This is a genomic window from Flagellimonas sp., assembly GCF_965215805.1.
GTDB lineage: Bacteria > Bacteroidota > Bacteroidia > Flavobacteriales > Flavobacteriaceae > Flagellimonas.
In genome coordinates this window covers 3,407,931-3,434,081 of sequence record NZ_OZ244124.1, presented here as the reverse complement: position 1 = coordinate 3,434,081, position 26,151 = coordinate 3,407,931, and the positions used below count along the sequence as shown (strand labels likewise).

25 protein-coding genes are annotated in these 26,151 nt (G+C 42.7%); 18 read left to right on the top strand and 7 right to left on the bottom strand.

Annotation, left to right across the window (positions count from 1 at the left end):
• The first annotated feature begins 9 nt into the window (after positions 1-9).
• From ACOOE0_RS15155 to ACOOE0_RS15135, 5 genes are read left to right on the top strand one after another with little or no spacing between them, the layout of a single operon-like run.
• Positions 10-792 carry an SDR family oxidoreductase gene (locus ACOOE0_RS15155; RefSeq protein WP_420399750.1) on the top strand — a complete coding sequence of 261 codons (783 nt, stop codon included), beginning with the start codon at positions 10-12 and terminating at the stop codon, positions 790-792.
• Between the two features lie 2 nt (positions 793-794).
• Entirely contained in the window at positions 795-1,253 is a 459-nt protein-coding gene (locus ACOOE0_RS15150; protein ID WP_420399749.1) for a 3-hydroxyacyl-ACP dehydratase FabZ family protein, read from the top strand.
• Complete coding sequence (locus ACOOE0_RS15145; RefSeq protein WP_420399748.1) at positions 1,243-2,514, top strand: beta-ketoacyl-[acyl-carrier-protein] synthase family protein; 1,272 nt, start codon at positions 1,243-1,245, stop codon at positions 2,512-2,514. Before ACOOE0_RS15150 ends, ACOOE0_RS15145 begins: the two co-directional genes overlap by 11 nt.
• A gap of 5 nt (positions 2,515-2,519) precedes the next feature.
• A complete protein-coding gene (locus tag ACOOE0_RS15140) occupies positions 2,520-2,771 on the top strand; it encodes an acyl carrier protein (RefSeq protein WP_420399747.1) in 252 nt (83 codons plus the stop codon).
• Between the two features lies 1 nt (position 2,772).
• Positions 2,773-3,204, top strand: coding sequence for a hypothetical protein (locus ACOOE0_RS15135; RefSeq protein ID WP_420399746.1), 432 nt, complete (start codon positions 2,773-2,775; stop codon positions 3,202-3,204).
• Between the two features lie 163 nt (positions 3,205-3,367).
• Here ACOOE0_RS15135 and ACOOE0_RS15130 read toward each other — a convergent pair whose 3' ends face one another.
• Entirely contained in the window at positions 3,368-3,880 is a 513-nt protein-coding gene (locus tag ACOOE0_RS15130) for a YceI family protein (protein ID WP_420399745.1), read from the bottom strand.
• 194 nt (positions 3,881-4,074) lie between these two features.
• On the opposite strand from ACOOE0_RS15130, the gene ACOOE0_RS15125 reads away from it, so the two are divergent.
• Positions 4,075-4,404, top strand: coding sequence for a hypothetical protein (locus ACOOE0_RS15125; protein WP_420399744.1), 330 nt, complete (start codon positions 4,075-4,077; stop codon positions 4,402-4,404).
• A 119-nt stretch (positions 4,405-4,523) separates the two neighbouring features.
• Positions 4,524-5,441 (top strand): EamA family transporter, encoded by a 918-nt coding sequence (locus ACOOE0_RS15120; protein WP_420399743.1) that lies wholly within the window; start codon positions 4,524-4,526, stop codon positions 5,439-5,441.
• On the opposite strand, the gene ACOOE0_RS15115 is transcribed toward ACOOE0_RS15120, so the two are convergent.
• Complete coding sequence (locus tag ACOOE0_RS15115; RefSeq protein WP_420399742.1) at positions 5,442-6,017, bottom strand: Crp/Fnr family transcriptional regulator; 576 nt, start codon at positions 6,015-6,017, stop codon at positions 5,442-5,444.
• Between the two features lie 80 nt (positions 6,018-6,097).
• Between ACOOE0_RS15115 and ACOOE0_RS15110 the strand changes: the two genes are divergently transcribed.
• On the top strand, positions 6,098-7,288 hold the full coding sequence (locus ACOOE0_RS15110) for an MFS transporter (RefSeq protein ID WP_420399741.1): 1,191 nt from the start codon (positions 6,098-6,100) through the stop codon (positions 7,286-7,288).
• Positions 7,289-7,305: 17 nt separating this feature from the next.
• On the opposite strand, the gene ACOOE0_RS15105 is transcribed toward ACOOE0_RS15110, so the two are convergent.
• Positions 7,306-9,534 carry a DUF5916 domain-containing protein gene (locus ACOOE0_RS15105; protein WP_420399740.1) on the bottom strand — a complete coding sequence of 743 codons (2,229 nt, stop codon included), beginning with the start codon at positions 9,532-9,534 and terminating at the stop codon, positions 7,306-7,308.
• A 112-nt stretch (positions 9,535-9,646) separates the two neighbouring features.
• On the opposite strand from ACOOE0_RS15105, the gene ACOOE0_RS15100 reads away from it, so the two are divergent.
• On the top strand, positions 9,647-10,219 hold the full coding sequence (locus ACOOE0_RS15100; RefSeq protein ID WP_420399739.1) for a DUF4251 domain-containing protein: 573 nt from the start codon (positions 9,647-9,649) through the stop codon (positions 10,217-10,219).
• 80 nt (positions 10,220-10,299) lie between these two features.
• On the opposite strand, the gene ACOOE0_RS15095 is transcribed toward ACOOE0_RS15100, so the two are convergent.
• Both ACOOE0_RS15095 and ACOOE0_RS15090 read right to left on the bottom strand, forming a co-directional pair.
• On the bottom strand, positions 10,300-11,034 hold the full coding sequence (locus tag ACOOE0_RS15095) for a LytTR family transcriptional regulator DNA-binding domain-containing protein (RefSeq protein WP_420399738.1): 735 nt from the start codon (positions 11,032-11,034) through the stop codon (positions 10,300-10,302).
• A gap of 82 nt (positions 11,035-11,116) precedes the next feature.
• Positions 11,117-11,626, bottom strand: a complete 510-nt coding sequence (locus ACOOE0_RS15090; RefSeq protein ID WP_420399737.1) for a hypothetical protein — start codon at positions 11,624-11,626, stop codon at positions 11,117-11,119.
• A 385-nt stretch (positions 11,627-12,011) separates the two neighbouring features.
• On the opposite strand from ACOOE0_RS15090, the gene ACOOE0_RS15085 reads away from it, so the two are divergent.
• On the top strand, positions 12,012-13,190 hold the full coding sequence (locus ACOOE0_RS15085) for a PQQ-dependent sugar dehydrogenase (RefSeq protein ID WP_420399736.1): 1,179 nt from the start codon (positions 12,012-12,014) through the stop codon (positions 13,188-13,190).
• 1 nt (position 13,191) lies between these two features.
• On the top strand, positions 13,192-13,857 hold the full coding sequence (locus ACOOE0_RS15080; RefSeq protein WP_420399735.1) for an ion channel: 666 nt from the start codon (positions 13,192-13,194) through the stop codon (positions 13,855-13,857).
• A gap of 24 nt (positions 13,858-13,881) precedes the next feature.
• Here ACOOE0_RS15080 and ACOOE0_RS15075 read toward each other — a convergent pair whose 3' ends face one another.
• The gene (locus tag ACOOE0_RS15075; protein ID WP_420399734.1) at positions 13,882-14,388 is read right to left on the bottom strand and encodes a hypothetical protein; all 507 of its coding nucleotides are present in this window, start codon (positions 14,386-14,388) and stop codon (positions 13,882-13,884) included.
• A 185-nt stretch (positions 14,389-14,573) separates the two neighbouring features.
• On the opposite strand from ACOOE0_RS15075, the gene ACOOE0_RS15070 reads away from it, so the two are divergent.
• The 4 genes from ACOOE0_RS15070 to ACOOE0_RS15055 are packed head-to-tail and all read left to right on the top strand — an operon-like array spanning position 14,574 to position 19,491.
• Positions 14,574-14,978, top strand: a complete 405-nt coding sequence (locus tag ACOOE0_RS15070; RefSeq protein WP_420399733.1) for a MarR family winged helix-turn-helix transcriptional regulator — start codon at positions 14,574-14,576, stop codon at positions 14,976-14,978.
• 45 nt (positions 14,979-15,023) lie between these two features.
• Entirely contained in the window at positions 15,024-17,351 is a 2,328-nt protein-coding gene (locus ACOOE0_RS15065) for an efflux RND transporter permease subunit (protein ID WP_420399732.1), read from the top strand.
• A gap of 5 nt (positions 17,352-17,356) precedes the next feature.
• Positions 17,357-18,154 (top strand): outer membrane lipoprotein-sorting protein, encoded by a 798-nt coding sequence (locus ACOOE0_RS15060; protein ID WP_420399731.1) that lies wholly within the window; start codon positions 17,357-17,359, stop codon positions 18,152-18,154.
• A gap of 2 nt (positions 18,155-18,156) precedes the next feature.
• Positions 18,157-19,491: a DUF1302 family protein gene (locus ACOOE0_RS15055; RefSeq protein WP_420399730.1), complete on the top strand. Its 1,335-nt coding sequence runs from the start codon at positions 18,157-18,159 to the stop codon at positions 19,489-19,491.
• 5 nt (positions 19,492-19,496) lie between these two features.
• Here the strand turns inward: ACOOE0_RS15055 and ACOOE0_RS15050 are convergent, their stop codons facing one another.
• Positions 19,497-23,246 carry a tetratricopeptide repeat protein gene (locus ACOOE0_RS15050; protein ID WP_420399729.1) on the bottom strand — a complete coding sequence of 1,250 codons (3,750 nt, stop codon included), beginning with the start codon at positions 23,244-23,246 and terminating at the stop codon, positions 19,497-19,499.
• Positions 23,247-23,632: 386 nt separating this feature from the next.
• Here ACOOE0_RS15050 and ACOOE0_RS15045 point away from each other — a divergent pair, with 386 nt between their 5' ends.
• The 3 genes from ACOOE0_RS15045 to ACOOE0_RS15035 all read left to right on the top strand — a co-directional run bounded on the left by ACOOE0_RS15045 (position 23,633) and on the right by ACOOE0_RS15035 (position 26,145).
• The gene (locus ACOOE0_RS15045) at positions 23,633-24,466 is read left to right on the top strand and encodes an oxidoreductase (RefSeq protein WP_420399728.1); all 834 of its coding nucleotides are present in this window, start codon (positions 23,633-23,635) and stop codon (positions 24,464-24,466) included.
• Positions 24,467-24,563: 97 nt separating this feature from the next.
• Positions 24,564-25,472 carry a helix-turn-helix domain-containing protein gene (locus ACOOE0_RS15040; RefSeq protein WP_420399727.1) on the top strand — a complete coding sequence of 303 codons (909 nt, stop codon included), beginning with the start codon at positions 24,564-24,566 and terminating at the stop codon, positions 25,470-25,472.
• A 4-nt stretch (positions 25,473-25,476) separates the two neighbouring features.
• The gene (locus ACOOE0_RS15035; protein WP_420399726.1) at positions 25,477-26,145 is read left to right on the top strand and encodes an NAD-dependent epimerase/dehydratase family protein; all 669 of its coding nucleotides are present in this window, start codon (positions 25,477-25,479) and stop codon (positions 26,143-26,145) included.
• The last annotated feature ends 6 nt before the right edge of the window (positions 26,146-26,151 follow it).

Here is a 26,151-nt window from a genome sequence, read left to right as displayed (position 1 = left end):
CAAAGATAAATGGGAGATTCCGCGAAATGGGCTTTAATTCTTGGGGGGAGTAGTGGTTTGGGATTGGCCACGGCCCAAAAATTGGCCAGTGAAGGGTTCAACCTAATCCTGATCCATAGGGATAGAAGAGCCAATTTGCCTTCCATTCAAGAGGAGTTCCAATTGATGGAATCCAGTGGAGCCATTGTCCATAGTTTTAACAAGGATGCTGTTGATGCTACCAGTCGGAAGGAGATAGTGGAAGAAATAAAATCCCTGTTGGGAGCTATCAAAATTTCGGTCTTGGTACATAGCATTGCCAAGGGTAATGTAAAACCTATGTGGGATGCCAAGGAGGGTGCATTGTCCAGTAGCGATTTTCAATTAACCATGGATGCCATGGCCATAAGCCTGTATGACTGGGTGAAGGTTTTGCACCAAAGCCAGCTTTTTGATCAAGATGTTAGGGTGATTGCCTTTACAAGTGAAGGTAGTACCAAGGCTTTGAAAAACTATGCGGCGGTAGGTGCCGCTAAGGCGGCCTTGGAGGCCATAACCCGTAATATTGCTTTGGAGTTTGCTCCATTTGGGATGAAAGCGAACTGCATCCAAGCTGGAGTAACAGATACTCCTTCCTTAAGGTTGATTCCCAATAGTGAAAAATTAATCCAAACATCCATACGAAGAAACCCAAACCAAAGGTTGACCACTCCCAAAGATGTGGCCAATGTGGCCTATCTGTTGACAATGGATGAGGCTCAGTGGATTACGGGAACTGTTATCAAGGTTGATGGCGGTGAAAGTTTGCAATAGTTATGACCTATCAAGAAATTATAGACCATCTTCCGTATACCCAACCTTTTCATTTTGTGGATGAGCTTCAACATGTAGATTTGGATGGAGCGGAAGGAAGCTACCTTTTTAAACCTGACTCCTACTTCTATCAGGGGCATTTTAAAAGTAATCCGGTTACTCCTGGGGTTATCCTAACGGAATGCTGCGCACAAATAGGCTTGGTTTGTTTGGGAATTCATCTTTTGGGTCAAGAACATGTGGATGGCGGATTCAAATCATTACAAGTGGCCTTTACAAGCTCGGAAATGGAATTTTTGTTGCCTGTTTTTCCCGGAGAAACAGTCAGGGTAACTTCGAAAAAAGAGTATTTCCGGTTTAACAAGCTCAAATGTCAGGTTCGGATGTTCAATGCTAACGAAGAAATGGTTTGCAAGGGAACCTTGGCGGGGATGTTTAAAACGGGGGAGCATGGCAGTTAGGGTAGTGGTCACAGGAATGGGAGTTTGTGCACCCAATGGAATTGGACTTGCAGCGTTTGGAAATGCGCTGCGGCAACGCAAGAGTGGTATCAGTTTTCGTCCTGAACTGGAAAAATTAAAATTTTCATGTCAAATTGCTGGAAAACCGAATATTGAAAGTGTTAATCTAAATAATTACTTTACCAATATTCAACTTAAGGGATTAAATGCCTCTGGTGTAATTTATGGGGTTAAGGCAGGGAAAGATGCATGGCAAGATGCTGGTTTATCAGCTGATATCGAAACGCCGGACTGGGACAGTGGGATTATTTTCGGCACTGGAATTTTGGGAGTGGATAAGTTTCGAGAAGCCATTTACCAGGTGGATGAGGGTAACGTAAGACGTTTGGGGAGTACATCGGTCATCCAGACCATGGCAAGCGGAATAAGTGCCTATTTGGGTGGAATGTTGGGATGCGGAAATCAAGTGACCACCAATTCCTCGGCTTGTACCACTGGAACCGAGGCCATTCTTATGGGTTATGAACGAATAAAAACCAAAAAAGCTAAGCGAATGTTGGTGGGGAGTTGTAGTGATAGCGGTCCCTACGTTTGGGGCGGATTTGATGCCATGCGAATCTTACCCAGAAACTACAACGATAACCCAAAAAAAGCAAGTAGGCCCATGAGTGCCACAGCCAGCGGATTTGTACCAGGGAGTGGGGCAGGGGCGCTGGTTTTGGAGTCCTTGGAAAGCGCCAATGCTAGAGGTGCCAAAATTTATGGGGAACTTTTGGGCGGTTCCATTAACAGTGGCGGCCAACGAAATGGGGGAACCATGACGGCTCCCAATAGCGAAGCGGTAATTAGATGTATTCGTTCAGCCGTGCAGGAGGCAGGAATAAACTCTGATCAGATAGATGTTATCAACGGACACTTGACCGCCACAACCAAAGATTCATTGGAAATCCAAAACTGGAGTAGAGCCTTGGGAAGAAGTGGCAAGGATTTTCCCTATGTAAACTCTTTTAAGGGGCTGTTTGGACACTGTTTGGCCGCGGCTGGGAGTATAGAATGCGTGGGTAGTTTGCTCCAATTTGAGTCAGGGCAAGTTTTTGGAAACCAGAATTGTGAGGATCTACATCCAGAAATTGAAAAGATTGTGGATCCTTCAAGGATTCCGCAAGAAAGCTTGGATGTAAAACCGAAAATTATTGCAAAAGCCAGTTTTGGTTTTGGGGATGTCAATGCCTGTGTTATTTTTAAATCCCACACTAATTAATGTTTATGGAAAAGGAACACTTTGTAAAACTTAAGAAAATTGTGAGCAATTATCTTCCAGACGATGTTTCTTCGGAAGCAATTCAAATGGAAAGTAATTTTTTGGACGAGCTGAACATCAACTCTGCCAATCTGGTGGACATTGTGTTGGATGTGGAGGATGTCTTTGACATTATATTGGAAAATGAGGATATGGACGGAATGCAGACCATGGCCGATGCACAACGCATTATTCAAACCAAATTAGAAGCCAAATAAGATGAAGGAGTTCTGGAATTTTATCTTGCAAAAAGTAAATGTGGATAAGCGATTGCTGCTCACGTACTGTATGGTCTACTTCACATGGGGCATGGGTATGGACTGGTTTGGGGAGCAGGTTCAAATTGCCAAGTTTACGTATTGGTGGCAGGTAATCACTTGCTATATTTTGTATATGGTTCCTGTTTCATTGATCCTTCGTGGGCTTCCATTTCACATGCAATACGCCTACGGTCTTGTCGCCATGGGGCTGCTGGAATTTAGCGGGTATGCACTTCAAACTTCATATGCCTATCCCGATAATATTTTGGATCAGCTTTTCAACATTCGCAATTTTAGTTTGGGAATGGCGCTGTTCTTTGCGCTCTATTTCCCGCTTGGGAATTGGCTGGTAGGGAAAATTTATCATGCTCTATATCGAAAGGGAAATTAGTCTTTAGTCTCAAGTCTTTGGTCTGTGGCTCTAAGTCCTATTTCCAAAAATCGAATCGTCCAACAATCCAATTATCCAAAGAAAAGTTCAAACATCAAGTTCAATTTCATAAGGACTAAGTCTTGTGTCTTGTTTCTTGGCTCTCAAGTCTCTAATCTAAAATCTAATCCAAATCGAACTCCATCCTCACTTTCACCAAATTATCCTCCCGTTGCTTTTTGATTTTTATCCCATAATCTATAGAATACATCGAAAATGTTCCTACTAGCTTTTTTCCCTCCTCTTTGAAAATTATAGATACTGATTTAGTAGTGGATTTAATACTAAGATTACCCATTACCACCCATTGATTTCCATCCTGAGTGACTTTGGTGCTTTTAAAAGTAATATAGGGATGGTCTTTCGCATCAAAGTACTTGCCGCTCCTCAAAGACCAGTTCCGTAGACCATTATTGGTATCCAGGGTTTTGGATTGTACCCTGCCCTTAAAAACAGAATTTTCAGGATGTTCCCGATCAATTGAAGATTCGGATTCAAATCCTGCAATGGTGCCCTTCACTCCTTTGGAGACAAACTCAAAACGAATCTCCGCATTTTGAATCTGTGTGCTCTGAGGGTTCAAGAACATTCCTTGAATGCCGAAGGTCAATACAAAAAGAAACGGAATCAATCGCATAACAGGCTTTTAGTCTAAAAATAGCAAAAACCTTATCAATGTCATTTGGTTTGGAGTACTCGTTCACTATAAGGTTCCAATTGCTCCCCAATGTTAAATTATGGCAAATTATAAGTGTATAGGCGGAAAAATGTAAGATAATTACTAACTTAATGGTAGCATTTAGATAGGTCTAAAATGGTAAACAAAATGATATGGCAAGCTTGACCAAAAATAGCAAGGATTCCATTCAAGATTTGTTGGTTCGCATGGAACGAAACAACAACATCATCCAACGGCTTACCAAAAAAATTAATTCCTATACCTGCGAACCTCGCGATTATACCTGTTTTGAGAAACTCTATGAATTGAAGCAAAGTTTTAAAACCTACGCAGGACAACAAAACAGGATCATGGATTTGATCAAACAAAAAAGAGGAGAGGCCAAAAGTTTAAAGGCGGATATCCAGTTACATTTGGAGCGTTTCAAAAAGTTGGAGCAGGATATCGCGGCCTATCTCTTGGCCACCGACCAATATTCTTAAAAGCGGTCCATCCAAAAGCTTTTTCCACCCAATTTTTTTGGATAAAACTTATACTAAAATTAGTTTTTCACTGTCCCAAATAGCTGTAATATTGTAGTACAATTTCCGACCTAGGCGCTATGGGAAAAACTTCTAACACCACCCTGATCATACTTGCTTTTTTTGCAATTTATGTCATCTGGGGTTCCACCTACATGCTCAATAAGATGGCAGTAATGGAGATTCCCCCATTTATGTTGGCAGCTTATCGTTTTGTGGTGGCAGGACTCCTCATTTTTGGAATTGCACGACTTATGGGCATTTCCGTGGCCATTACTAAAAAGCAGTTGGGCAATACCATAATTGCTGGGTTTCTCTTTTTGGGTATTGGGAACGGGGTAGTGGTCTGGGCACTTCGTTATGTGGATTCTGGATTTGCCGCCTTGGAAATCTCCGCCCAACCTTTGGTTGTTTTAATTTTGATGCGCTTGTTGCAAGGCAAAAAGATTAAACCCATGTCCGTGGTGGGCGTGGTACTTGGTGTATTGGGGATTTATCTATTGGTGAGCCAAAAGGAGGTGATAACCAAAGAAGGCTCTGTAATGGGCATGATTGCCATTTTTGCGGGAATGCTGAGTTGGGCCTACGGCAGTCTGTTTGTAGGCAAAGCCGATTTACCCACCAGTTATTTTGTGAATACCGGATACCAGATGCTCATGGGGGGATTCATCTTGGCTCTTATGAGTTTGGGACTGGGAGAAACATGGACATCCCCGCTGGTTTGGAGTGGTGAAGTGCAATTGGCCATGGTATTATTGATTGTTTTTGGTAGTATTGTTGCTTTCACCTCGTTTAATTATTTGCTGAAGTCAGTCTCTCCGGAAAAAGTGGCCACCTCCACGTATGTAAATCCTATTGTGGCCTTGCTTTTGGGTTGGTATTTTCTGAATGAACAAATCAGTATGCAATCAATGTTGGCCGCTGCCGTTTTGCTTACAGGGGTCTATTTTATCAACACCAAAAAGACCTTGGCGATTTTTGAGCGGTTTAAGCGCTAGTTAAAAGAAATCCGATTTTTCTTTGAGTTCCTTTAATGCCCTGTTCAAACTTCTTGGGGTGATGCCAATGTAATTGGCGATGTCCTTTTTCGATATGACTTCCGTAAACTCAGGAAAAAGCTGCTTTAATCGAATCAGATTGTCCTCAATCGGATAAGAGTGTTGATAGGAATGTCTCGGAGCCTTAAACCGTATTTTGTTGGCCAGGGCTTTCATGATCAATTGGTTGAACTTCGGGTCGGTACCCAACAATGTATGATAGGCGCTATGGGGGAGTGCGTAGGTTTTCAGTGCGGTAATGGATTCCACGGAGCAAATTGTGGTATGGTTGTCAAAAACCTCAAGTTCCCCAAACTCCATGCCCTCTCCCAAAAATTCCTGGATAAACTCTTTCCCATTTTCATCTGAGATATAACATTTTGCAATGCCTTCGCGAATCAGGTGGACTTTCCCATATCTCCTGTCCTGTCTAATTATCACCTCTTTAGGGCCAAAATCCTCTTTTAGGATTTGGCTTCCTTCCAAGGCCCATAAGCTTTGAATATAGGTTGCTAACTCAGGATTGGTTCGAATCATTTTCCAGGGAGGACAAATGTCCTTTTAGGTGATTGCCTCAAGATTTTTCTTTGCATTAAAATTAGGCATAAGCTATCGCGATGACAACTGCAAAGGGAGAATTAATTGTCAAAAAACAATCCTTGTACAATCCAAAATTTATTATGGTTTGCTTGGGTTCCCTGTTTTTTTCGGCAAGCTACAACATGTTGATTCCAGAGCTCCCGTCATATCTGAGCGACTTGGGCGGAGCTCAATATATTGGATTGATCATTGCCCTTTTTACGCTTACCGCGGGATTGTCCAGACCGTTTAGTGGAAAGCTTACAGACACCATTGGCCGAAGACCGGTGATGTTATTTGGAGCTTTGGTCTGTGTGGTTTGCGGAAGTCTTTATCCTGTTTTGACCTCGGTGTACGGATTCCTTTTGCTTCGTCTTTTTCACGGTTTCTCAACTGGATTTACACCTACTGCGGCATCCACCTACGTTTCGGATGTTGTTCCTCCCAACAGACTAGGGGAGGCCATGGGTATACAGGGCATTGCTTTTAGTACAGGTTTGGCTTTGGGGCCAGCATTGGGCAGTTTAATCAAACTCCATTTCTCCTATGAAATCCTATTTTATAGTTCTTCGGTAATGGCGTTTTTGGCCTCTTTGCTCATATTAAATTTGGGCGAAACCTTAGCTGTCAAACAAAAGTTCAGCCCTAAACTTTTACGCATTTCCAAACAGGATATTGTAGCCAAAGAAGCTTTTCCAGCCGCCCTAATTACCTTTTTGGCTTATGTAGCCTTTGGTGTAATACTCACATTGATTCCGGATTGGACGGAGCTGATAGGTTTTGCGAATAAGGGTGTTTTCTTTATTGTGTTCACTTTGACCTCGCTTTTGGTCAGGGTCATCGCTGGGAAACTATCCGACCGCTACGGAAGAATCAAAGTCATCCTGCTTGGTTTAATATTGCTATGCATTGCCTTGGTCATGATTGGCGCGATGGGGTCTGCCACGGGCTTTCTAGTTGGAGCTGGTGTCTATGGTCTAGGTATGGGTATTGTATCTCCTGGAATCAACGCATGGACTATAGATTTGAGCTCTCCAGGACAAAAAGGAAAAGCCATTGCGACTATGTTCATAGCCTTGGAGGCGGGTATTGGTCTCGGAGCCTTACTTTCAGGATGGTATTACCATGAAATTCCTGGCCGAATCCCAATTACACTTTACGTTTGTGCAGGATTGGCATTTTTAGGAATCCTTTATCTCCTATTTCGAATGCGGAGCCACCGCCGCTAAATACAGCTTGGCGTTTCCTAATTCAATATATCAAATCTGTGGGTATACTTTACAGTCACAACCTGATTGTTCAAAAGGTCGAGGTCATTATCGTCTTTAACAATATTGAACACGACAAAAAGACCTGTATTGGCATTCTGGAGCCATCCAAAACGTGCATTTACGGAAGTTATTTCTGAAACATTGTTGCGTTGGATCAAGCTTTGGAGGAATATTCTGGGCGTAAAAGAATAGGAGAGACGTAATCCGCCCACCAAGGCGGTGAAATCCCCAGTATCCAGTTGAATATCACTATGGCTAAATGTCAAAGAGGAAACAAAGCGGTCCCCAATTCTATAATTCGCCGTACCACTGTTGGTAATCCTATCACCGTTGAAATAACCTCCTATAAATGTTCTGGAGCTCAGGGAAAAGGCATTGTTGGGATTGGTAATCAACACCAGCTGCAGCTCTTGATTTTTGTAGTTCCCTACGGGAACGGTCACATCGGACAGGGTGAATTCCTGCAACACCCTTTCCGTGGTAAAATTGATTCCCGTATGCACTTCAAATCCACTTTTAAACTCCCAGTGGTTGTCCACATGCAAAAAACCAGTAATCAATTGGTCGTCAAAATTCCAATAGCCACGATACGATACATGAGGGCGTATTTCCAAAAGATTGCCCATGTTTTTTAATCGCTGGGCTTTCCAAATCAAAAACTCTGGTTTACGGAAGGCCGTACGTTGTAAAAAGCCAACTTCGGGATTAAACCCTTCACCAACCTCAGTGTAACCTGCCCTTAAATCCCAGCCGTTCCAATTGTAGTTAGCCAGTAATTTGAATGCATGATCGTTTTCCTCTATTCCTGGTGTGGAACTCTTGGCCACAAATCCGGTGACTTCGGCTTTGTTTCCAATACCCCATTTACCATCCATGGCAAAGACCCTGTTGTAATCATCGTCCATGGATCCCAATCCAGCGCGGTTGATGAAAATGCCTCCCAAGGAAGAGCGGGTCCCTTGAAAATCATGATTGACACGCCCAACCGTATAATTATTTTTCTCTATGCCTGCAGCTTCCACATCATCAGTAAACATACTTAGGAAGCCAACATTGGTCTGACCCACTTTTCCAGATAATCTGGCCCCACCGATAATCGGAACCAAATCCCCTGCATCACCAATTCCTATTCTGCGGCTAAAGAACAAATCCACCTCTCCAGGACTTCCCACGCTAAATTGCCCCGCGTTCTCCAAGAAAAAGGCTCGTTTTTCAGGAAAGAACAGATTGAAGCGGTCCAGATTCACTTGCTGGTCATCCACTTCCACTTGGGCAAAGTCCGTGTTGTAGGTAAGGTCCAACGTTAAACTAGGGGTGATGCTGTATTTGATATCCGCCCCAGCCTCAAAATTGGTATCTGTTTCACTGGGGTCTACGGCCTTGTTATTGGACACCTGACCCAAAACATAGGGAATGAGCTTCAGGTTGCCCGGATTTTTCAAGCTGAGCCCCGTTAGTTTACCAGCCAAAGAGAGCCTTTTCATATCAAAACCAAGAGGTAGGGAGGTCCAGTAGGCAGTCTCGGTATTCTTACTGATGTTCCTTCTAAAATTCAACCCCCAAGTCTTGTTGGTACCGGAGGCAAATCGGAGGGATCTAAGGGGAATGGCAAATTCGGCGCTCCAACCATAATCCCCAATTTGAGTTCTGACGGTCCAGGAGGCATCCCAGTTAATATTGGTTCCCCCAATAACACCACCTTGCTGTCTATTGGCATTGAAGTTGCCTTTACCCTCGTTGTCAATTTGTGCGTCATACTCCATGCCTTGCGCATTGGTTCCGAACAAAAAACCATTCTGGCGATCGTGATAAGTGTCAATGATAAATAAAAAGCTGTCTTCGTCGTTTAGGTCCGCATCCCTTCTGGAATCTGACACCACTATTTTTTCCGGTTCTGAATCATGACAGACCACGGCCACATAGAATGTACTTTTACTATAGGCCACACGGATGACTGTTTTCTCGGAAACCGGTTGTCCATAGTTGGGCCTTAATTGAATCAAATTGTCTATGGCCGGAACCATTTGCCAAATGGGGTCATTGATGATTTCCCCATCCACAACCGGGTCTTGCGCCAAATTAAATGCTCGGAACTCTGGTCTATCACCAAGAGAGTCCAAAGGTTGGGTTGTTTGTGCAAAAACAGTGGAAAAAGCCAGGAAGGTCAAAAAAAGTACAAGTACTTTTGAACATATAGGGTTCATAAAATGAGGTCTGGTTGTAAGTAAATATAGCGTTAATCTTGGAATAATTTTTGTGAACTATTGAAATAAGAAATTGTATTCGTATCTTATTGAATAATAAAAAGTTGAGAAGATGAAAATGATAAAAAATGTAGTTGGGAGCCTCCTAATAATCCTATTGCTGGGTTGCGGTGCCGCCAACAAAACTGCGCAGGTCAGCGAGGCAGATAAACTGGCCCTTCAGGATTTAGTAGAGAATGGAAGATTAGAATTTACAGCCGAATGGGCGCGACCTTTGTTGACCAATACTATGGCCAGTATTGCCAACTCGGGCTTGTTGGCACCAGGGAATACTGCAGGCCAAATCAATCTATTGGGAAATCCGGCGTACTTACGAGTGGTAGGAGATAGCGTATCCGCTTATTTACCGTATTATGGGGAGCGGAACATGGTCACAGGATACGGCAACACCAACAATGCCATTCAGTTTGATGGGCCTGCCAAAGATTTGGAGCTTGTTGAAGATTCCAAGACACAAGGTTACAGCTTGAATTTTACAGTGGACAATGATACGGAGTCCTATACTGTGTTTGCCAAGATTTTTCCAGGAATGGCCGGGACCGTCAACGTGAACAGCACCCATAGGCAGACCATCACGTATACTGGTGAAGTTTCGGTCCTTGATGAAGAAGCTGAACTGAATTAAACGCGCAAGAATTTAAAGAGGCACTTTGTTTGTCCGACAAGAACTTTGGACGAATGGATTTTCTTTGGCCATAGCTGAACCTACCAGGCTATGGGTTTAAAGGACTGCCCAATTTTTAGTCTTTTTCCTGATTTTAATACCAAAAATTCATCCCGTTTCTCTTTTTCCGTAGCACTGATCTCATTCCGATTCACCATATATTTCCTGTGAATTCGAATAAACTCAGGTTCCAATTGTTCTGCCAATGACACTAGTCGCTCCCTTTTGATAAAGGAATCTGTTTCAGTGTAAAAATTTAAATAATGTCCCTCAGCCTCAATCCAGTGAACGAGAGACAGGGTCATGGTAATCTTTTTGCGCCCCTTGTATACTACAATGGTTTTGGTATCTGACTTCGTAAACTGAACAAAAAAGGCCGCTCCAACTATCAATATCAAATGGTAAAGGGCTTCACGGCCAAAGTAGTAGCGGGCATATTCCATGTCCACAAAATGGTCAAAATAACCTAGACTGTGAAGTATTACATTGGAAACCAGATAAAACAAGCCCAGTATGCCCAATGCAGAAAGGATAATAAGGGGCCAATACCCTTTTCTAAATCTGTTCTTTAAGTAGCGTTGCAAGCGAACTGTAAGTATGATTACCGGAATAAATAGGATAATGGAAATCAAAAGATAAACTATGGAAATCCAAACACTGTAACTACTGTGATTGCGATACCGAATAAAGTTTTGGAGCAGTGTTAGCGCAAACATGACAATTAAAATGCCAGTGGAAATCACGTAAAACTTTTTTTCACTCCATTTGATTTGCATATCCAATGTTAAAGGGTAAAAGGTTCTTCAACAAAGATAAATAAACCTTGTTGCGACATATTAAATGGACCTGGCTTGGGTTTTAGTTAAAGATTCCCTTGAACATTTTTTCAGTCAAACCTTTGGACTGTAACCATTCGGCCAGCTCCAATCGTTTTCCAACTTCGGCATGGTGCAGCAGAGTGAACCCATGTGGTCCAGGTGCTTTCAATAGATGGGGATGATCGGCAATCATTTTCTTTACAAAATCGTCGTATCCAAGAAAGGCGTAGTTAAAGATATCCAATCGAGCTCCCTTGGACACCAAGTAATCCACAATATCCCTTCTTCCCATATGGCTGGCGCCCCCAACGGCCGTTTCAAAATCCCCTTTGATGAACTGATTGGCGCAGTTGAGCAATAGGGGATGTTTCTCAAGTATCTTTTGGGTCTCCTCCAAACTTCTATGGGCGGCAAATACAAATTCAGTAATTAGTTCTTCCCCGAAGAGTTCTTTTTGGCCCTGCTTTGAGGAAGGCAACATTGCAGTTGGGCCTAGGGCAATAGCACCGCCCAAGACTAAATTTCTTTTGAGAAACGTTTTTCTGTCCATTGTTTTTGTTTTTGATGAATACACAAAAGACCAGCAATTTTTGGGGATTCGTGATAGGAAAATGGGGATTTGTCCTGAAATTGTTTGTGACCGTCATGAAGTCGACATTCGCTCATGGAGTTTTGTAAGGATTTTATACCGACTGCGCCTTAATAGTTGTAAAACCAAAAACCACTTTATTGATACCATGAATTTTATGTATTTTCGGGAACATTCAGCGTCAGGTGACCTGTATCATGGTTAATAATTGGAGTGGCATTCATATCTAAGTCAAGGGCTTAAGGAATGTAGTTTCCAGTTGAAAACAAGCCGCAGTGGATATTGAAATCACTTGAGGCAAATAGTTACAAAAGCATTAAATCATAAACCTATATCAATCAGAAAAATGACACCAAAAAAAACGTTGGTTTTTATGCTAGGCCTTCTGGTCATGGCATGCAATGGTAAAAAGGAAAAAGAAGAAGTAAAAGAGGAGACAAGGATTGAACCCAAAGAGCGAGTTCATCCGACCAGTCTCCCATTGGATAGCCTAAATCTGCCGGAAGGATTCAAGGTAGAGGTCTATGCTGAAGGGGTGGATGGCGCCCGTTCCATGGCCATGGGTGATGATGGAACCCTGTTTGTAAGTACACGCAATGACAAAACCGTATATGCGCTTCAAGACTTGGATGGTGACTTCTGGGCAGAAAATGTCAAGGTGTTGGACTCCACTTTGGAAGTGCCCAATGGTATCGCTTTTAAGGATGGGGATTTATATGTTGCTGAGGTGAATCGTTTACTGAAGTATAATGATATTGAACAAAATTTGGACAGTTTACCCGAACCCGAGGTTATTTATGATGACTATCCAACGGAATTCCACCATGGTTGGAAGTACATCGCTTTTGGCCCAGATGGTAAGCTCTATGTTCCTGTTGGTGCTCCTTGCAACATTTGTGATAGAACCGACGAAGATGAAAGGTTCAATACCATTACCCGTATGGATCCTGATGGTAGCAATCGTGAGATTTATGCCAAAGGCGTAAGAAACACGGTTGGGTTTACTTGGCATCCAGAAACCAAAGATCTCTGGTTTACGGATAATGGTCGGGATATGATGGGAGATGACGTTCCTCCTTGTGAGCTCAACCGGGCTTCGGCAATAGGTCAACATTTTGGATATCCACACTGCCATGGAGGAACTATTGCTGACCCTGAATTTGGAGAGGGGCACCCTTGCGCTGATTTTGTGGCACCTGTACAGCCCTTGGGAGCGCATGTGGCTCCGTTGGGGGTTAAGTTTAATACAGGGGACATGTTTCCGAGTCAATATAAAGGGCAGGTTTTTATGGCAGAACATGGGTCGTGGAACCGCTCTTCCAAAGTGGGGTACCGTATAACCATGGTCACCCTTAATGGAAACGAAGCTGTAAGCTATGAACCTTTTATTGATGGCTGGTTAAACGATGATACCCAAGATCAATTTGGAAGACCAGTGGATTTACTGTTTTTGGAAGATGGTTCCCTGCTTATATCAGATGACTTTGGAGATGCCATTTATCGCGTATCTTATGTAGGGGTTTAGTATGATCAAAAAATGGTACAAGTTTAGGTTCGAGATTTTTCTCACCACCCAATTGGCAATTCTTTTTGGGTCCTTGTTCTTTCCTGAGAACTTTTTTGAATTCACCCTGCTACCATTGTTGTATTTGATGGGGATTTTGGCAGGGATTCTGATGATATCCAAAAGGAAGAAACTCACCTGGATTTTTATCCTCCTTTTTGCTGCTTCCGCCTTTATTTTTGGCAGTTCCATGATTTATAGACAAGAATCACAAGGGGATATCCTGGTTCGCCTGATGATATATTTTGTTTTCTACATTGTGGTAAGCTGGAATGTGATCCACCAGGTGTGGAAGGCCAAATTGGTGAGCAGAAAGGTTATTGTTGGCTTGATGAGCGGTTACATTTCTCTTGGATTTCTTGCATTCTTTCTGTTTATGGCCATAGAATTGACCCACCCAGGAGCATTTCAAGGGACCTTACTTGAAAATCAACAGATAGAAATCAAAAGCGAAGCCATCCTATACTATGCTTATATCACTTTGATGACCATTGGCTACGGTGAAATTGTTCCGGCCATTCCCATTGCACAAAAGGCAGCCATGTTGGTTGGGCTGATGGGACAGTTCTATTTGGTCATTGTTACGGCAGTGGTGGTGGAGAAGTACATCAAACACTCCCAAAAATAGAATTGGACCAAGAGTTAAGAGTGCTTAGTTGGGTAGATTCAAATCCTTCATTTTTCCATAAAACTTTTGTGTTTTGCCCTCCAAGACTTCTAGAAAAATATGGTTGAGTTTGGATCTTCGCTTAACCGGAACGGTTTCTACAATATAGGACTGATTGTCCACACTGAACTTATATTTTGCCACTCCCCAAGAGCCAGTTTTTTCAATTTCTCCGTTGTAGAGAACTATATCAGGTTTTTCCAGAGGCGTCTTGGGCTGCATCCAACTTGCATACCGCAACTTTCCTTCCTGGGTTTGGTCAATTCTTATGGTGTATTTATCATTTGAGGAATGGATTACATTTTGTACAGTCTCGACATACATTTTGATCAGCTCGGCATTGGACTGGTTTGTATGGATTGCCTGTAACAATTTTTGTTCGGTTGCTACAAGTTTGCGTTGCGTGTCCACCAGTTTTTGCTGTGTCTCTTGGTCTGAACAAGAAAAGATTGTAAAAAGAACGAGGAACAATGGAATGGGACCTACTTTCATAACTAATAAATTATTTAATGTTGATAAAGTATCATCAAACTACGTGGTGTTGGGAATAAAAGCTGAGCTGAATTGATGGATGGGCGGTTTGGATTGACCAATGAGGAATAAATAGGTTGGAACAGCAGATGTTATCAAAAAGTTAAAAGTAGTATATGCAACATATAAATCTATATATTTGCCCCATGAAGTATGATTATAGCGAATGTATTGGATCAAGGTTACGGAAGATATCAAGAATGGTAGACAGCCATTTTAGGCAACACCTCATGGACTTTGATATTACCGAAAACCAGATGACGATATTGTTTGCTATGAGTAAAATGAAGAAAGTGGAGCAGGGAAGGATTGGAAAATATCTTTATTTGGAAAAATCCACAGTCAGTAGAAATATAAAGCTATTGGAAAAAAGGGGTTTTGTTTCTCGAAGCTCAGATTACAGACCCACCGTAGAGCTAACAGATGAAGGTTACAAAATGGTGGAGAAACTGACGCCTGTTTGGCTGGGCATTATGGACGAGTTGGTTGGGTTACTGGGCAGTTCCGGATTGGACGGGCTTAGGAATTTGGAAACGAAAATGAGAACATAAATTTTTTAAATATAAAGTTGTATATACTACATTAAAACCATCAAAATGAAAACAAAAAGGGCACAAGCATTTTTTAATTGGGTTACATCACATTATAAACCCATTCTGATCCTAAGCTTTGCGGCGTTCATTGTTTCCGTGGTCTCTTTACCAAAGTTGACCAAGGACACCCGCTACGAAGCTTTTTTACCACCACAGGATTCCGTATTGATTCAGCGTAACTCCATCAAGGAAACCTTTGGTTTAAAAGACCCCATGGTCATTGCAGTTAAAAATGATCATGGGATATTCAATCCAACTTCCCTGGGAATTGTGGATGACCTTAGCGAAAAGCTAAAGAAAATCCCAGGCATTGATCCCGACCAGGTGCGGAGTCTATCCACAGAAAACAATGTGGTAGGAACAGACTTTGGAATTTTGGTGGAGCCGTTTTTTGAATCCGAGGAACTTACCGACTCCAATGCCAAAGCTGTTTCCAAGGCCATAGACAATTTTGAATTGTATAAGGGCAGTCTGGTTTCCAAGGATAAGACCACCACTTTGGTCATTGCTGAGATGTTGGACAGTTATGACCTAAAACAGCATGAAGTGTACAATTCCCTCCAGGCGCTACTGGCAGACTACCAACATGATAACCATGACTTTTATTTGGCAGGGGAAGGTGCCGTAAGCGGTTACCTTATCAAATACATTGATGAAGACGCTATGCGCACCAATCCATTTGCGGGTTTGGTCATTGCCTTCATTCTCATTTTTGCCTACAGAACGGTTAGGGGAGTGGTCATTCCAAATCTAATGGTCCTGGCCTCGGTTGGAATTGCATTGGGGTTGATGGCCTTTTTTGGAGTGGACTTCTACGTCATCACCAACGGACTGCCCGTGGTGCTTATTGCCATTGCTGTAGCAGATGGTATCCACATTATGGGAGAGTACTATGAATTGGCAGCCAAACATCCAGGGTTGAGTCAAAAGGAATTGGTGGTCAACACCATGTTGAGCATGTGGCGACCCATTACCATTACCTCCATCACCACCATCGCTGGGTTCATGTCTATTGTATTTTCTTCCTATATGCCTCCAATGGCTTTCTTTGGTGTGTTTGGTGGAATTGGAGTGGCAACAGCACTTGTGTATGCATTGTTTATGATTCCATCGGCCTTGATGCTATTAAAACCACAAAAAAGTAAGGCGTTTAAATCCGCCAACACCATCGATGGCTTTGGCAAATTGATGACGGGATTGGGAAATTTTGTGTATAAGAGGCCCAGAACCATACTTATATCTGCAATATTGATTGTTGCCTTGGGAATTTTTGGTGCACTTAAGCTCAAAGTAAATGAAGATAGAATCGCCAATTTCCAAAGTACCGAACCCATTGTTCAGGCGGATGCAGTAATCAATTCCAAAACAGAAGGCACCAGTTATTTGGACGTCTTGATTGAGACACCGGGAACGGAGGATATTTTTAAACCCCACAATCTCAAAAAAATTGAGGCTTTGCAACGTCATGTGGAAACGTTGCCCAAAGTACAGGGAAGTACTTCAATTGTTGATTTCGTTAAAAAGATGCATCAATCTGTAAATGAGGATAATACGGATTACTATACTATCCCTGATAACGAAGCTTTGGTTAGTCAGTTTTTCCTTTTGTATTCCGCTAGCGGGGATCCAACGGACTTTGATAATTATGTAGATTACGATTACCGTTTGGCCAACGTAAGATTCCGAATAAACTCTGGGGAATACCTGGATGAAAAGATAATCGTGGAGAAAACGCAAGATTATCTGGACGCAAATTTCAATACACCTACGATCAAGGCAACCCAAAGTGGCAAAGTGGCCCTTGATGTGCACTGGATAGGCAAACTGGGACAAAACCACTTTACTGGAGCTATAGTTGCGCTGCTGGTTGTTCTAATTGTCGCTGCATTGAGCTTTCGGTCCATGGCGGGTGGTGTACTTACCATTGTGCCTGTATTGATTTCGGTATTGTTCATCTACACCGTCATGGGCGTGCTCGATATATGGTTGGCCGTAGGTACTTCCATGTTTGCTGCCATCGCCATTGGAGTAGGGGTCGATTTTGCAGTACACACTGTAGACCGATTTAAATATCTCTTAGCCGAAAAAGGACTTTCCCTACATCAGGCATTTCAGGAATTCTTTAAATCAGCGGGGAGGGCCCTATTGTTCAACTTTTTGGCACTGACCCTCGGTTTTGGTGTGCTTATGACCAGCGCCGTACCACCATTGAACCGATTTGGCTTCCTGGTGGCCGTGGCCGTTATGGTCAGCTTCATTGGTAGCATGACCATCTTACCTGCCATCATTCTATTGGCAAAACCAAAATTTTTCATCACACATAAAAATTAAACATTATGAAATTCAACACGATAACAATGATGGCCTTTTTGTTGGCCATCGGATTTGTTCAAGGACAAAGTTTGCCGGATGGGCAATCCATTGCGGAGAAAACCTATGCGCGGAATGAAGGGAATTCCGTAAAGCGAAAACTAATCATGGAACTTACGGATAAACGCGGTAAGACTCGGGTTCGGGAAACCACAGCGCTCCGAAAATATTTTGGAGAAGAACGTCGCTTGATCATTTTCTATGAAACGCCCACAAGTGTAAAAGGGACGGCTTTTTTGACCTATGATTATCCAGATGCCGAAGTGGACGATGATCAGTGGCTGTATCTTCCCGCGCTTCGAAAAACAAGAAGGATTTCAGCTTCCAACCGAGGAGATTACTTTTTGGGAACAGATTTGACCTACGAGGATATCAAATTGGAAACCAAAATCAGTAGGGACGACTATAATTACAAGACTATAGGTATAGACCAAGTGGATGGGCAAGATTGCTATGTACTTGAAGCGACCCCGAAGGATGAAGCCACCGCCAAGGAATTGGGCTACAGCAAGGGCAAATTCTGGGTGGATTCCAATATATGGATGATGCGTAAGTCCGAGAGTTGGGACATTGCCGGCAATCCATTAAAGACGGTACACGTAACCGATATCAGAAAAGTACAGGGAATTTGGACTTTGCACCGAATTGATGTGCAGAATCACAAGACCAAACACAAAACGGTATTCCGCTTTGAGGATATTGACTACAGCACTGATTTAAGTGATGACTATTTTACTGAGGAGGCATTGGTTGACGGGCTGTAGTTATGAAAATTTCAAAAATACTTCCGAAGTTGTTCCTGCTGCTGGGCCTATTGGGCTTGGCACAGGAGCAGCCCAGGAAAACGTTTTGGGACAAGTTGAATCCCAGCTTGGTGGTTGCAACAGAAACCTCTTACGAATTTGATTCTGGTCAATTGCAGAAGTCGGAATGGATTATTAAACCAGAGTTAACGTATAAATTCAATAGACGTTCTAAGCTGGTATTCCGTGGACAGATGTATAGCGAGTTCATGGACAATCTAGAAGCGGGCATCCCCGATCAGCATACCGTAGGGAATTTTAACCAAAGGTTATTTTTGGACAAGCATACCAATTTGGAGCTTCGGGAACTGTATTACCATGCACGGCTAAAAGGTTTAGGTTTAACCTTGGGCAAACAGCAGATAGTCTGGGGCGAGACGGATGGCATCAAATTACTGGATGTGGTGAACCCACAGAATTTCAGGGAGTTTATACTTGATGATTTTGAGGATAGTCGTATACCACTTTGGTCGGTAAAGGCCGAGTTCGATATTAAGGATATTGGCGTGCAACTGGTTTGGATACCTGATAACACCTATCATATCACTCAAGATTTTGACGCACCATTCTTTACTAAAAGTCTGTTTCCAAGCCCTCCGGAAGGCGTTTCTTCGCAATTGAACACTCCTAACAAACCTGGACGGTTTTTTATGGATTCCGATTTTGGAGTGAAGCTTACGTCATTTACCAAAGGTTGGGACTTGTCTCTGAATTACTTGTATTACTACGATGATCTCCCTGCCTTCTATTCCAATTTTGAGATGGTTGATGGCACTCCTACAGTTTCCATTAATCCGGAATACGAAAGGCAACAATTATTGGGTGGGACTTTTAATAAAGTATTTGGCTCCTCAACTTTTCGGGGAGAGTTGGCCTATGTATTTGGGCAAAATTTTATCTCGGATGATTCCAATGCGCTCAGTGGGGTAGAAGAGTCCGATTTCTTTAGAACGGCTTTGGGGGTGGACTTTATTAAAGGGGAGTATGTAGTAAGTGGACAACTATTCAATGAATGGGTGATGGAATCCATTAGTCCCTTTAATCGGGAACGTTGGGAAACCAACCTGACCCTGTTGGGAAGTAGGGAATTTTTGAACGACAGCCTTAAGGCCGAGGTACTTTGGGTGCATAGCACCAACCATGGCGATGGATATGTGACTCCAAGACTTAGCTATTGGCTCAACACCAATACCCAGCTATTGCTAAATGCCCATGCTTTTTATGGGAACGAATCCCAACTTTTTGGGCAGTTTAAGGACCGTAGCAGGATTTCTTTCGGGTTAAAGTGGGGGATTTAGCAAGGTTAATCCAAAAAGCCAATCCCCTTCCTACCTTCTTTTTTGGGAACGGTAAACTGGGACAAGGCGTTATGAACATCATCAGCGGTGATGCCGACCAATGCTTCATTGCTGATGTTGGATTCGCCCGAGATTCGGTTGGCCTGTGTCTCCACAATCTTTTCAAAAACATTGCGCACCAAACGGCCGTTGCCAAAATTACCATCCCTATTTTGGTAAATCTGGGTAAAAAATGAAGCCAAGGCCAACTCGCTTTGCTCGTCAAGGGTATAATTGTTGGATGAACAGAAAAAATGGAATATCTGCAACAATTCCTCGGGGGTGTAATCTGTAAAATCAAGGTAACGGTTAAATCTTGATTGTAGACCAGCATTGGATTTAATAAAGGTATCCATGTCATGTTTATATCCTGCCACAACCACAATCAACCTGTCCCTGTCATCTTCCATTCGTTTGAGAAGCGTGGCTATGGCCTCTCCTCCAAAGTCCGAACCTCCGCCTGAAGAGTTTAAGGTATATGCCTCATCAATAAATAACACCCCATTCAAGGCCGAATCTATAACTTCATTGGTTTTTGGAGCGGTTTGCCCAACATATTGGCCAATAAGGTTGGAGCGATCCACCTCCACTACATGTCCTTTGCCAATGATTCCCATAGCCTTAAAAATACGACCGAGTAACCGGGCAACGGTGGTTTTACCCGTTCCTGGAGGGCCTTGAAATACAAAATGGAGGGACAGTTTGGTGGGGGACATCCCTTGTTCCGACCTCATTTTTTCCACCTTGATAAAGTTGATTAAGGCATTGATTTCCTGTTTAACATTGTTGAGTCCCACCAGTTTCTGGACCTCTTCCAGTACTTCTTCCAAAGATTCCTCTGTCGTTTCCTGGAACTCGTTTACCAAAGCGTTGTCCACATCCTTTAAGGTCAATGTGGACAGCACATCATCTGGTATATGGCCATAATCTGCCAATCTTAATGACTGTGCTTGAATAATTTTTTCGAACGAATTACGTACCATTCTTGCGTTGCCAAAGGTTTCGTCCTTGGTTTCATGCAGATACTTAAAGTATCTGAATAGCTTTTGTTCGGCATCATCGTGTATGGACATGGAATTGTTGGAACAGAACAGTTTGAAGATTTCAAGTAACTCTTCCGGTTTATAGTCCATAAAATTGAAATAGCGGTTAAACCTGGACCGTAAACCAGGATTGGTTTCCAAAAAATTATGCATGGGTTGGGGGTACCCGGCCACTATAACCATCAATTTATCACGATCATCTTCCATTCGCTTCAAAAGTGTATCGATGGCCTCCACTCCATAATCCACAGAATCGCCTTTATTCAAAGTGTAGGCCTCATCAATAAAAAGTATCCCACCAAGAGCCTGATCAATAATTTCATTGGTTTTTTGGGCCGTTTGCCCCACAAAGGAAGCTACCAATTGTGATCGATCCACTTCTACCACATGACCACTGGACAATACGCCAAGAGCATGGTAAATTTTACCTAGTAATCTAGCCACGGTGGTCTTTCCAGTACCAGGAGGTCCCAGAAATACCGTGTGCATGCTTATTGGGTTTTTGGAGAGGCCCTTTTCCCGTCTTAGTTTCTCAATTTTGGTAAACTTCGTGAGAGTATCGATATCCTGTTTAATGTTGTTTAGGCCAATCATGGCGGTCACCTCTTTCATGACTTCATCCAAAGAAGGCTTGTCGGACATATCCAGTTCATCCCCATGTTTTTCTTTTTCTGCCAAGGCGGCATTCAGGTTGTCCTTATAGGTGGGGTTGGAGGGATCCAAATCGGCTGCCTTTTGAAAATGCGAGGCGGATTTGGTAAATCCATATAATTTAAAATAACAAAAGCCCAATTGGTTATGAATGTCATGGGCATCGGGCAACAATTCAGAAGCCTTTAAGTAGTGGGCAATGGCTTTTTTGAATTCATCCTGTTTAAAGAACAGGAATCCCATATCCTTATGGGTGGCCGCATGCGAAGAATTAATTTCAAGTGCCTTTTCATAGGCTGATGCCGCCTTTTTAAAATCTCCCTTGTCCCTAAAAGCATTGCCTAACGCATTGGCTGCGTCCGCATACCCTGGATCCAGCTTCAGGGCTTTTTCATAATATTCTATGGATGCATCAAATGCCCTTTGGGCATGATAGGCAGTGGCCAGATTGTAATTGCCCAAAGGATCATTGGGCAACTGTTCCAAATATTTCCCAAATAGCGTAATGGCCAAAGAATAATCTTTTTGATTGTATGCGTTCATGGCCTGTTGGTTCAAAGCCATGACTTCCTTTACAACTTCTGAGGGTAGTCCGCCGTAGATTTTTTCGTTGGACCGTGTTATTTGAACATTGGTCTTGTAAACCTCATTGTCCGGACTTAGGTCAAGGGCCTTTTGAAAATACTCGGCTGCTTTCCCATATTGGTGCATGGAAAAATAACAACTACCCAGATTGTTGTAAGCTTCAGCATCATCTTTGAATTCCAAAGCCTTATTATAGGTGGCAATAGCCTCGTCAAATTGTTTAAAGTGTGTTTGTATGTTGCCCATCAAATTAAGAGCGGGTAGATTTTTGGGGTCCAGTTCCAATGATCTTTTCAAATAAGGTAGACTTTCTTCCTGCCTGCCAAGGTTGAAGAGGGCGTTAGCCAGGTTAAAAACAAGAATGGCATCATTGGGATTAAGGTCCACCGCCCTTTGGTAATAGCCTAAAGCTTCCTGATACTTGGCTTGGCTGAACAGATCTGTCCCAATTTGATTGAGTTTGGTGGCTTCTTTCTGGGTATCTATCTGATCAGGACTCAGTTGGTCTTGCTGTCTGGCATAATCGATATTTTGACGGTAATAGGTGTTGTTGGGGTCTATGTTCAGTGCCCTGTCAAAAGCATCAATGGCCTCCTTAAATCGGTTTAATCGTATGAGGCAACAGCCCAAGTCGTTATAGGTATTGCCATCATTAGGATCAATTTCCACTGCCCTTTGATACGCGGGTAGGGCACCCTCGTCATTTTTTTGCGCGGTATAACTCCCCGCTAAATTACGCTGTAAAACTGGGTCATTGGGTGCTTCAAGGGTTGCTTTTTGGTAATAAAAAATGGCCTGGTCAAACTCCCCACTTCGGTGATAGGAATTTCCTTTTTCATTAAACTGTTGTGAACGTAGTTTGGGTAGATCTACGGAAAAATTGGTATGGGCTTCCCTTGCTGTCTTAAGATTGTTTTGGTATAGCGGGTCCGATGGCTTAAGGTTCATCGCCTTTTCAAAGAACTGGGCGGCGATATCAAATTCAAACATTTTGAAATGAGCATTGGCCAACTCGTTGTAGGTTTCAGGCTTTGGAGCCAGAAGGGCTGCTTTTTCATATGCTTGGGCTGCCTTTGTATAGATCTGTTTGTTGGCATAGATCACCCCCAAATAATGATGGGTGTTGGCATCTGAAGGCTCCAAGGCAATGGCTTTCTCATAACATTCCAAAGCCTCATCGTCCTTGTGGGTTTCAAAATATACATTGCCCAAGGATTTAAGGGCCGGTACATGGTTGGGATTCAGTGATAGGGCCTTTTGAAAATGGGTAATGGCTTGTGGGTAGTCCTTTTTCATGTGATAACAGGAGCCCAGATTGCCATAACAACTGGCATTGGAAGGGTCTTGGGCAGCAGCTTGCGAGAAATAAGAAATGGCCTCGTCGTAATTGCCCGCGTTGTAGCTTTGTATGCCCTTGTTGATTAAATCGCTTGTCACGGGAGGTTGTTTTGTCTTCAATGTACAAAAATTGTGGGCGCATGGGTAGGATTCCCATTATTTTTAGAGGTATAACCTACATTGTGATTGAATTGAAGGCCGTGGTCCTATGGGATTTCCAATTTGCCTCACTTGATTCGTGACAAAGTTCAACCTCAACCTCAAGTTCAATTTTCCACTTTCCACTTTCCATTTTCCATTTTCAACTTTCCATTTTCCATTTTCAATTTTTCATTTCCCACTTTCCCACTTTCCATTTTCACCTACATCCAATCCCAACAGTAATTTGTATACATCATTCTGTAAAATGTATACGTGTCTGGAAAACAGCGCTTTTACCTTTGTCCTGTAATTGGAAAGGAAACCATTTCATTAAAACATATATCATGAAAAAAGTAATCATTGTCACAGGTGCATCATCTGGCATAGGTAAGGCCACGGCCCTACAATTAATTCAGGAAGGGCATACCGTTTATGGTCTGGCCCGCAGAGTGGAAAACATGCAGGATTTGATCAAGGCTGGCGGAAATGCCATGTCCATGGATGTCACCCAGCATGATCAGGTAAAGGCGGTAATTGCCAACATCTTAAGAAAGGAAGATCGTGTGGACGTACTCGTTAACAATGCCGGTTTCGCCATTTGGGGAGCGGTGGAAGATGTTTCATATGAAGATGCCAAACGTCAGTTTGAAGTGAACATTTTTGGTTTGGCGGAAGTGACTAAGGCCGTGCTTCCAAGCATGCGAAATCAAAAAAGTGGAACCATTATTAACATAAGCTCCATTGGTGGGAAAATATACAGTCCTCTTGGTGCTTGGTACCATGCCACAAAACACGCCTTGGAAGGCTGGAGCGATTGCCTCCGATTGGAAGTGGAGAAGTTTGGAATTGATGTTGTAATTGTGGAGCCGGGCGCCATTAGAACGGAGTTTGGAGATGTGATGAACGATAACTTTTCCCGCTCAAAAAATGGGGCTTATTCGGACTTGGCCAATTTGATTACCGCGGCAGTGGAGGACACCTACAGTCCAGGTAAAAGTTCGCCTCCAGCGGTGATTGCGGAAGTAATATCCAAAGCAGTGAAAGTAAATAAACCCAAAACCAGATATGCAGCTGGAAAAATGGCGGCCCAGACCTTGTTCTTTAGAAAATGGTTCAGTGATCGCTTCTTTGACAGAACCATTATAAGAATGATGGGTAATGCAGCCAAAAGTGCATAATAAATGTTTGTTTGATTAATGTTTGGTTGAAGCTGTCGCCCGGGCACTGTTCGGGCGGCGGTTTAAAACCCGAGGAAATACGTAATTTAGAAAAGCCATGAGTGATATCATCCACATAGAAAGCATTGAAAAAATCCATCAAATCATGGGTTTTCCCAAACCTAAACATCCGCTTGTGTCGGTAGTTTACATGAAGGATTTCCCAAGCAATATGGACTTTGAAGGGTTTCGCTTTTCATCAGAGCTCTATATGGTATCCCTGAAAGACGGGGTTGAAGGATCCATTCAATATGGTAGGAACTCCTATGATTTTTCAGATGGCACCATGGTGTTTATGAAACCGCAACAAGTCATTCACGGTACCTCAGAAAATATTTGTGCCGACTCCAAAGGATGGATGATGTTGTTCCACCCAGATCTGATTCGAAAGTCAGAACTTGGGAAAACCATAAGCCAATACTCCTTTTTTGGTTACGAAGTAAACGAAGCTTTGCATCTTTCCGAAGAGGAACAGCTTATGGTGAGTGATTTAGTAAGGAAAATTGTTTTGGAATACCAGCAGAACATAGATAAGCACAGTCAAAAGCTTATTGTTTCCAATATAGAGTTGTTGTTGAACTATTGCACTAGATACTATGATCGGCAGTTTTATGTTCGAACCAACTTAAACCAAGATCACGTAAGCCAATTTGAATCGCTGTTAAAGGAATACTTCAACTCTGGTAAGGCTTCAGAAATAGGTGTTCCTTCCGTAAAATACTGTGGGGAGAAGCTTAACATGTCACCCAATTACTTAAGTGATCTGCTTAAAAAGGAAACGGGCAAAAGCGCCAAGGATCACATCCATGGGTTTGTGGTAAATAGGGCCAAGAATCGCTTGCTTGGTTCCACCGATTCCATAAGCGAGATTGCCTATGATCTGGGATTTGAATATCCTCAGCATTTCAGCAAACTTTTCAAGTCAAAAACGGGCTTGAGTCCCGCACAATACCGAACGCAGAATTAACAAAATGAAAAAAGTAATAATTACCGGCGCCACTGGCATGGTGGGTAAAGGTGTACTATTGGAATGCCTTGAGGATGAGCGAATATCCGAAGTTCTGGTCATCAACCGAAGTCCGTTGGGAATTGAACATCCAAAACTAAAGGAAATCCTGTTGAAGGATTTTATGGAATTGGAATCGGTCAAGGAGCAATTGGAGGGATACGACGCTTGCTTTTATTGTATGGGCGTTTCTGTCTTGGGGCTGAATGAGGAGACATACAGCCATATTACTTTTACTATGACCAAAAAGTTTGCAGATATGCTTTTTGATCTGAATCCAGATATGGTATTCAATTATGTTTCAGGTACTGGAACGGATAGTAGCGAAAAAGGCCGCACCATGTGGGCTAGGGTAAAAGGGAAAACGGAAAACTACATCTTGAATAAAGGGTTTAAGGATGCCTACGCTTTCAGGCCAGGAGGCATTATTCCGGAAAAAGGGATTAAATCCCGTACAGGATGGTACAATGCCTTTTATGTAATTACCAGACCTTTTTTTCCTTTAATGAAAAAGTCCAAAAACATCACGACCACAACAAAAATTGGTCAGGCCATGATCCATACGCTGTTCCATTCCCAAAAAATGAAACATTTGGAAAATAGAGCTATCAACGCTCTCGTCCAGAACCCTTAATTATAA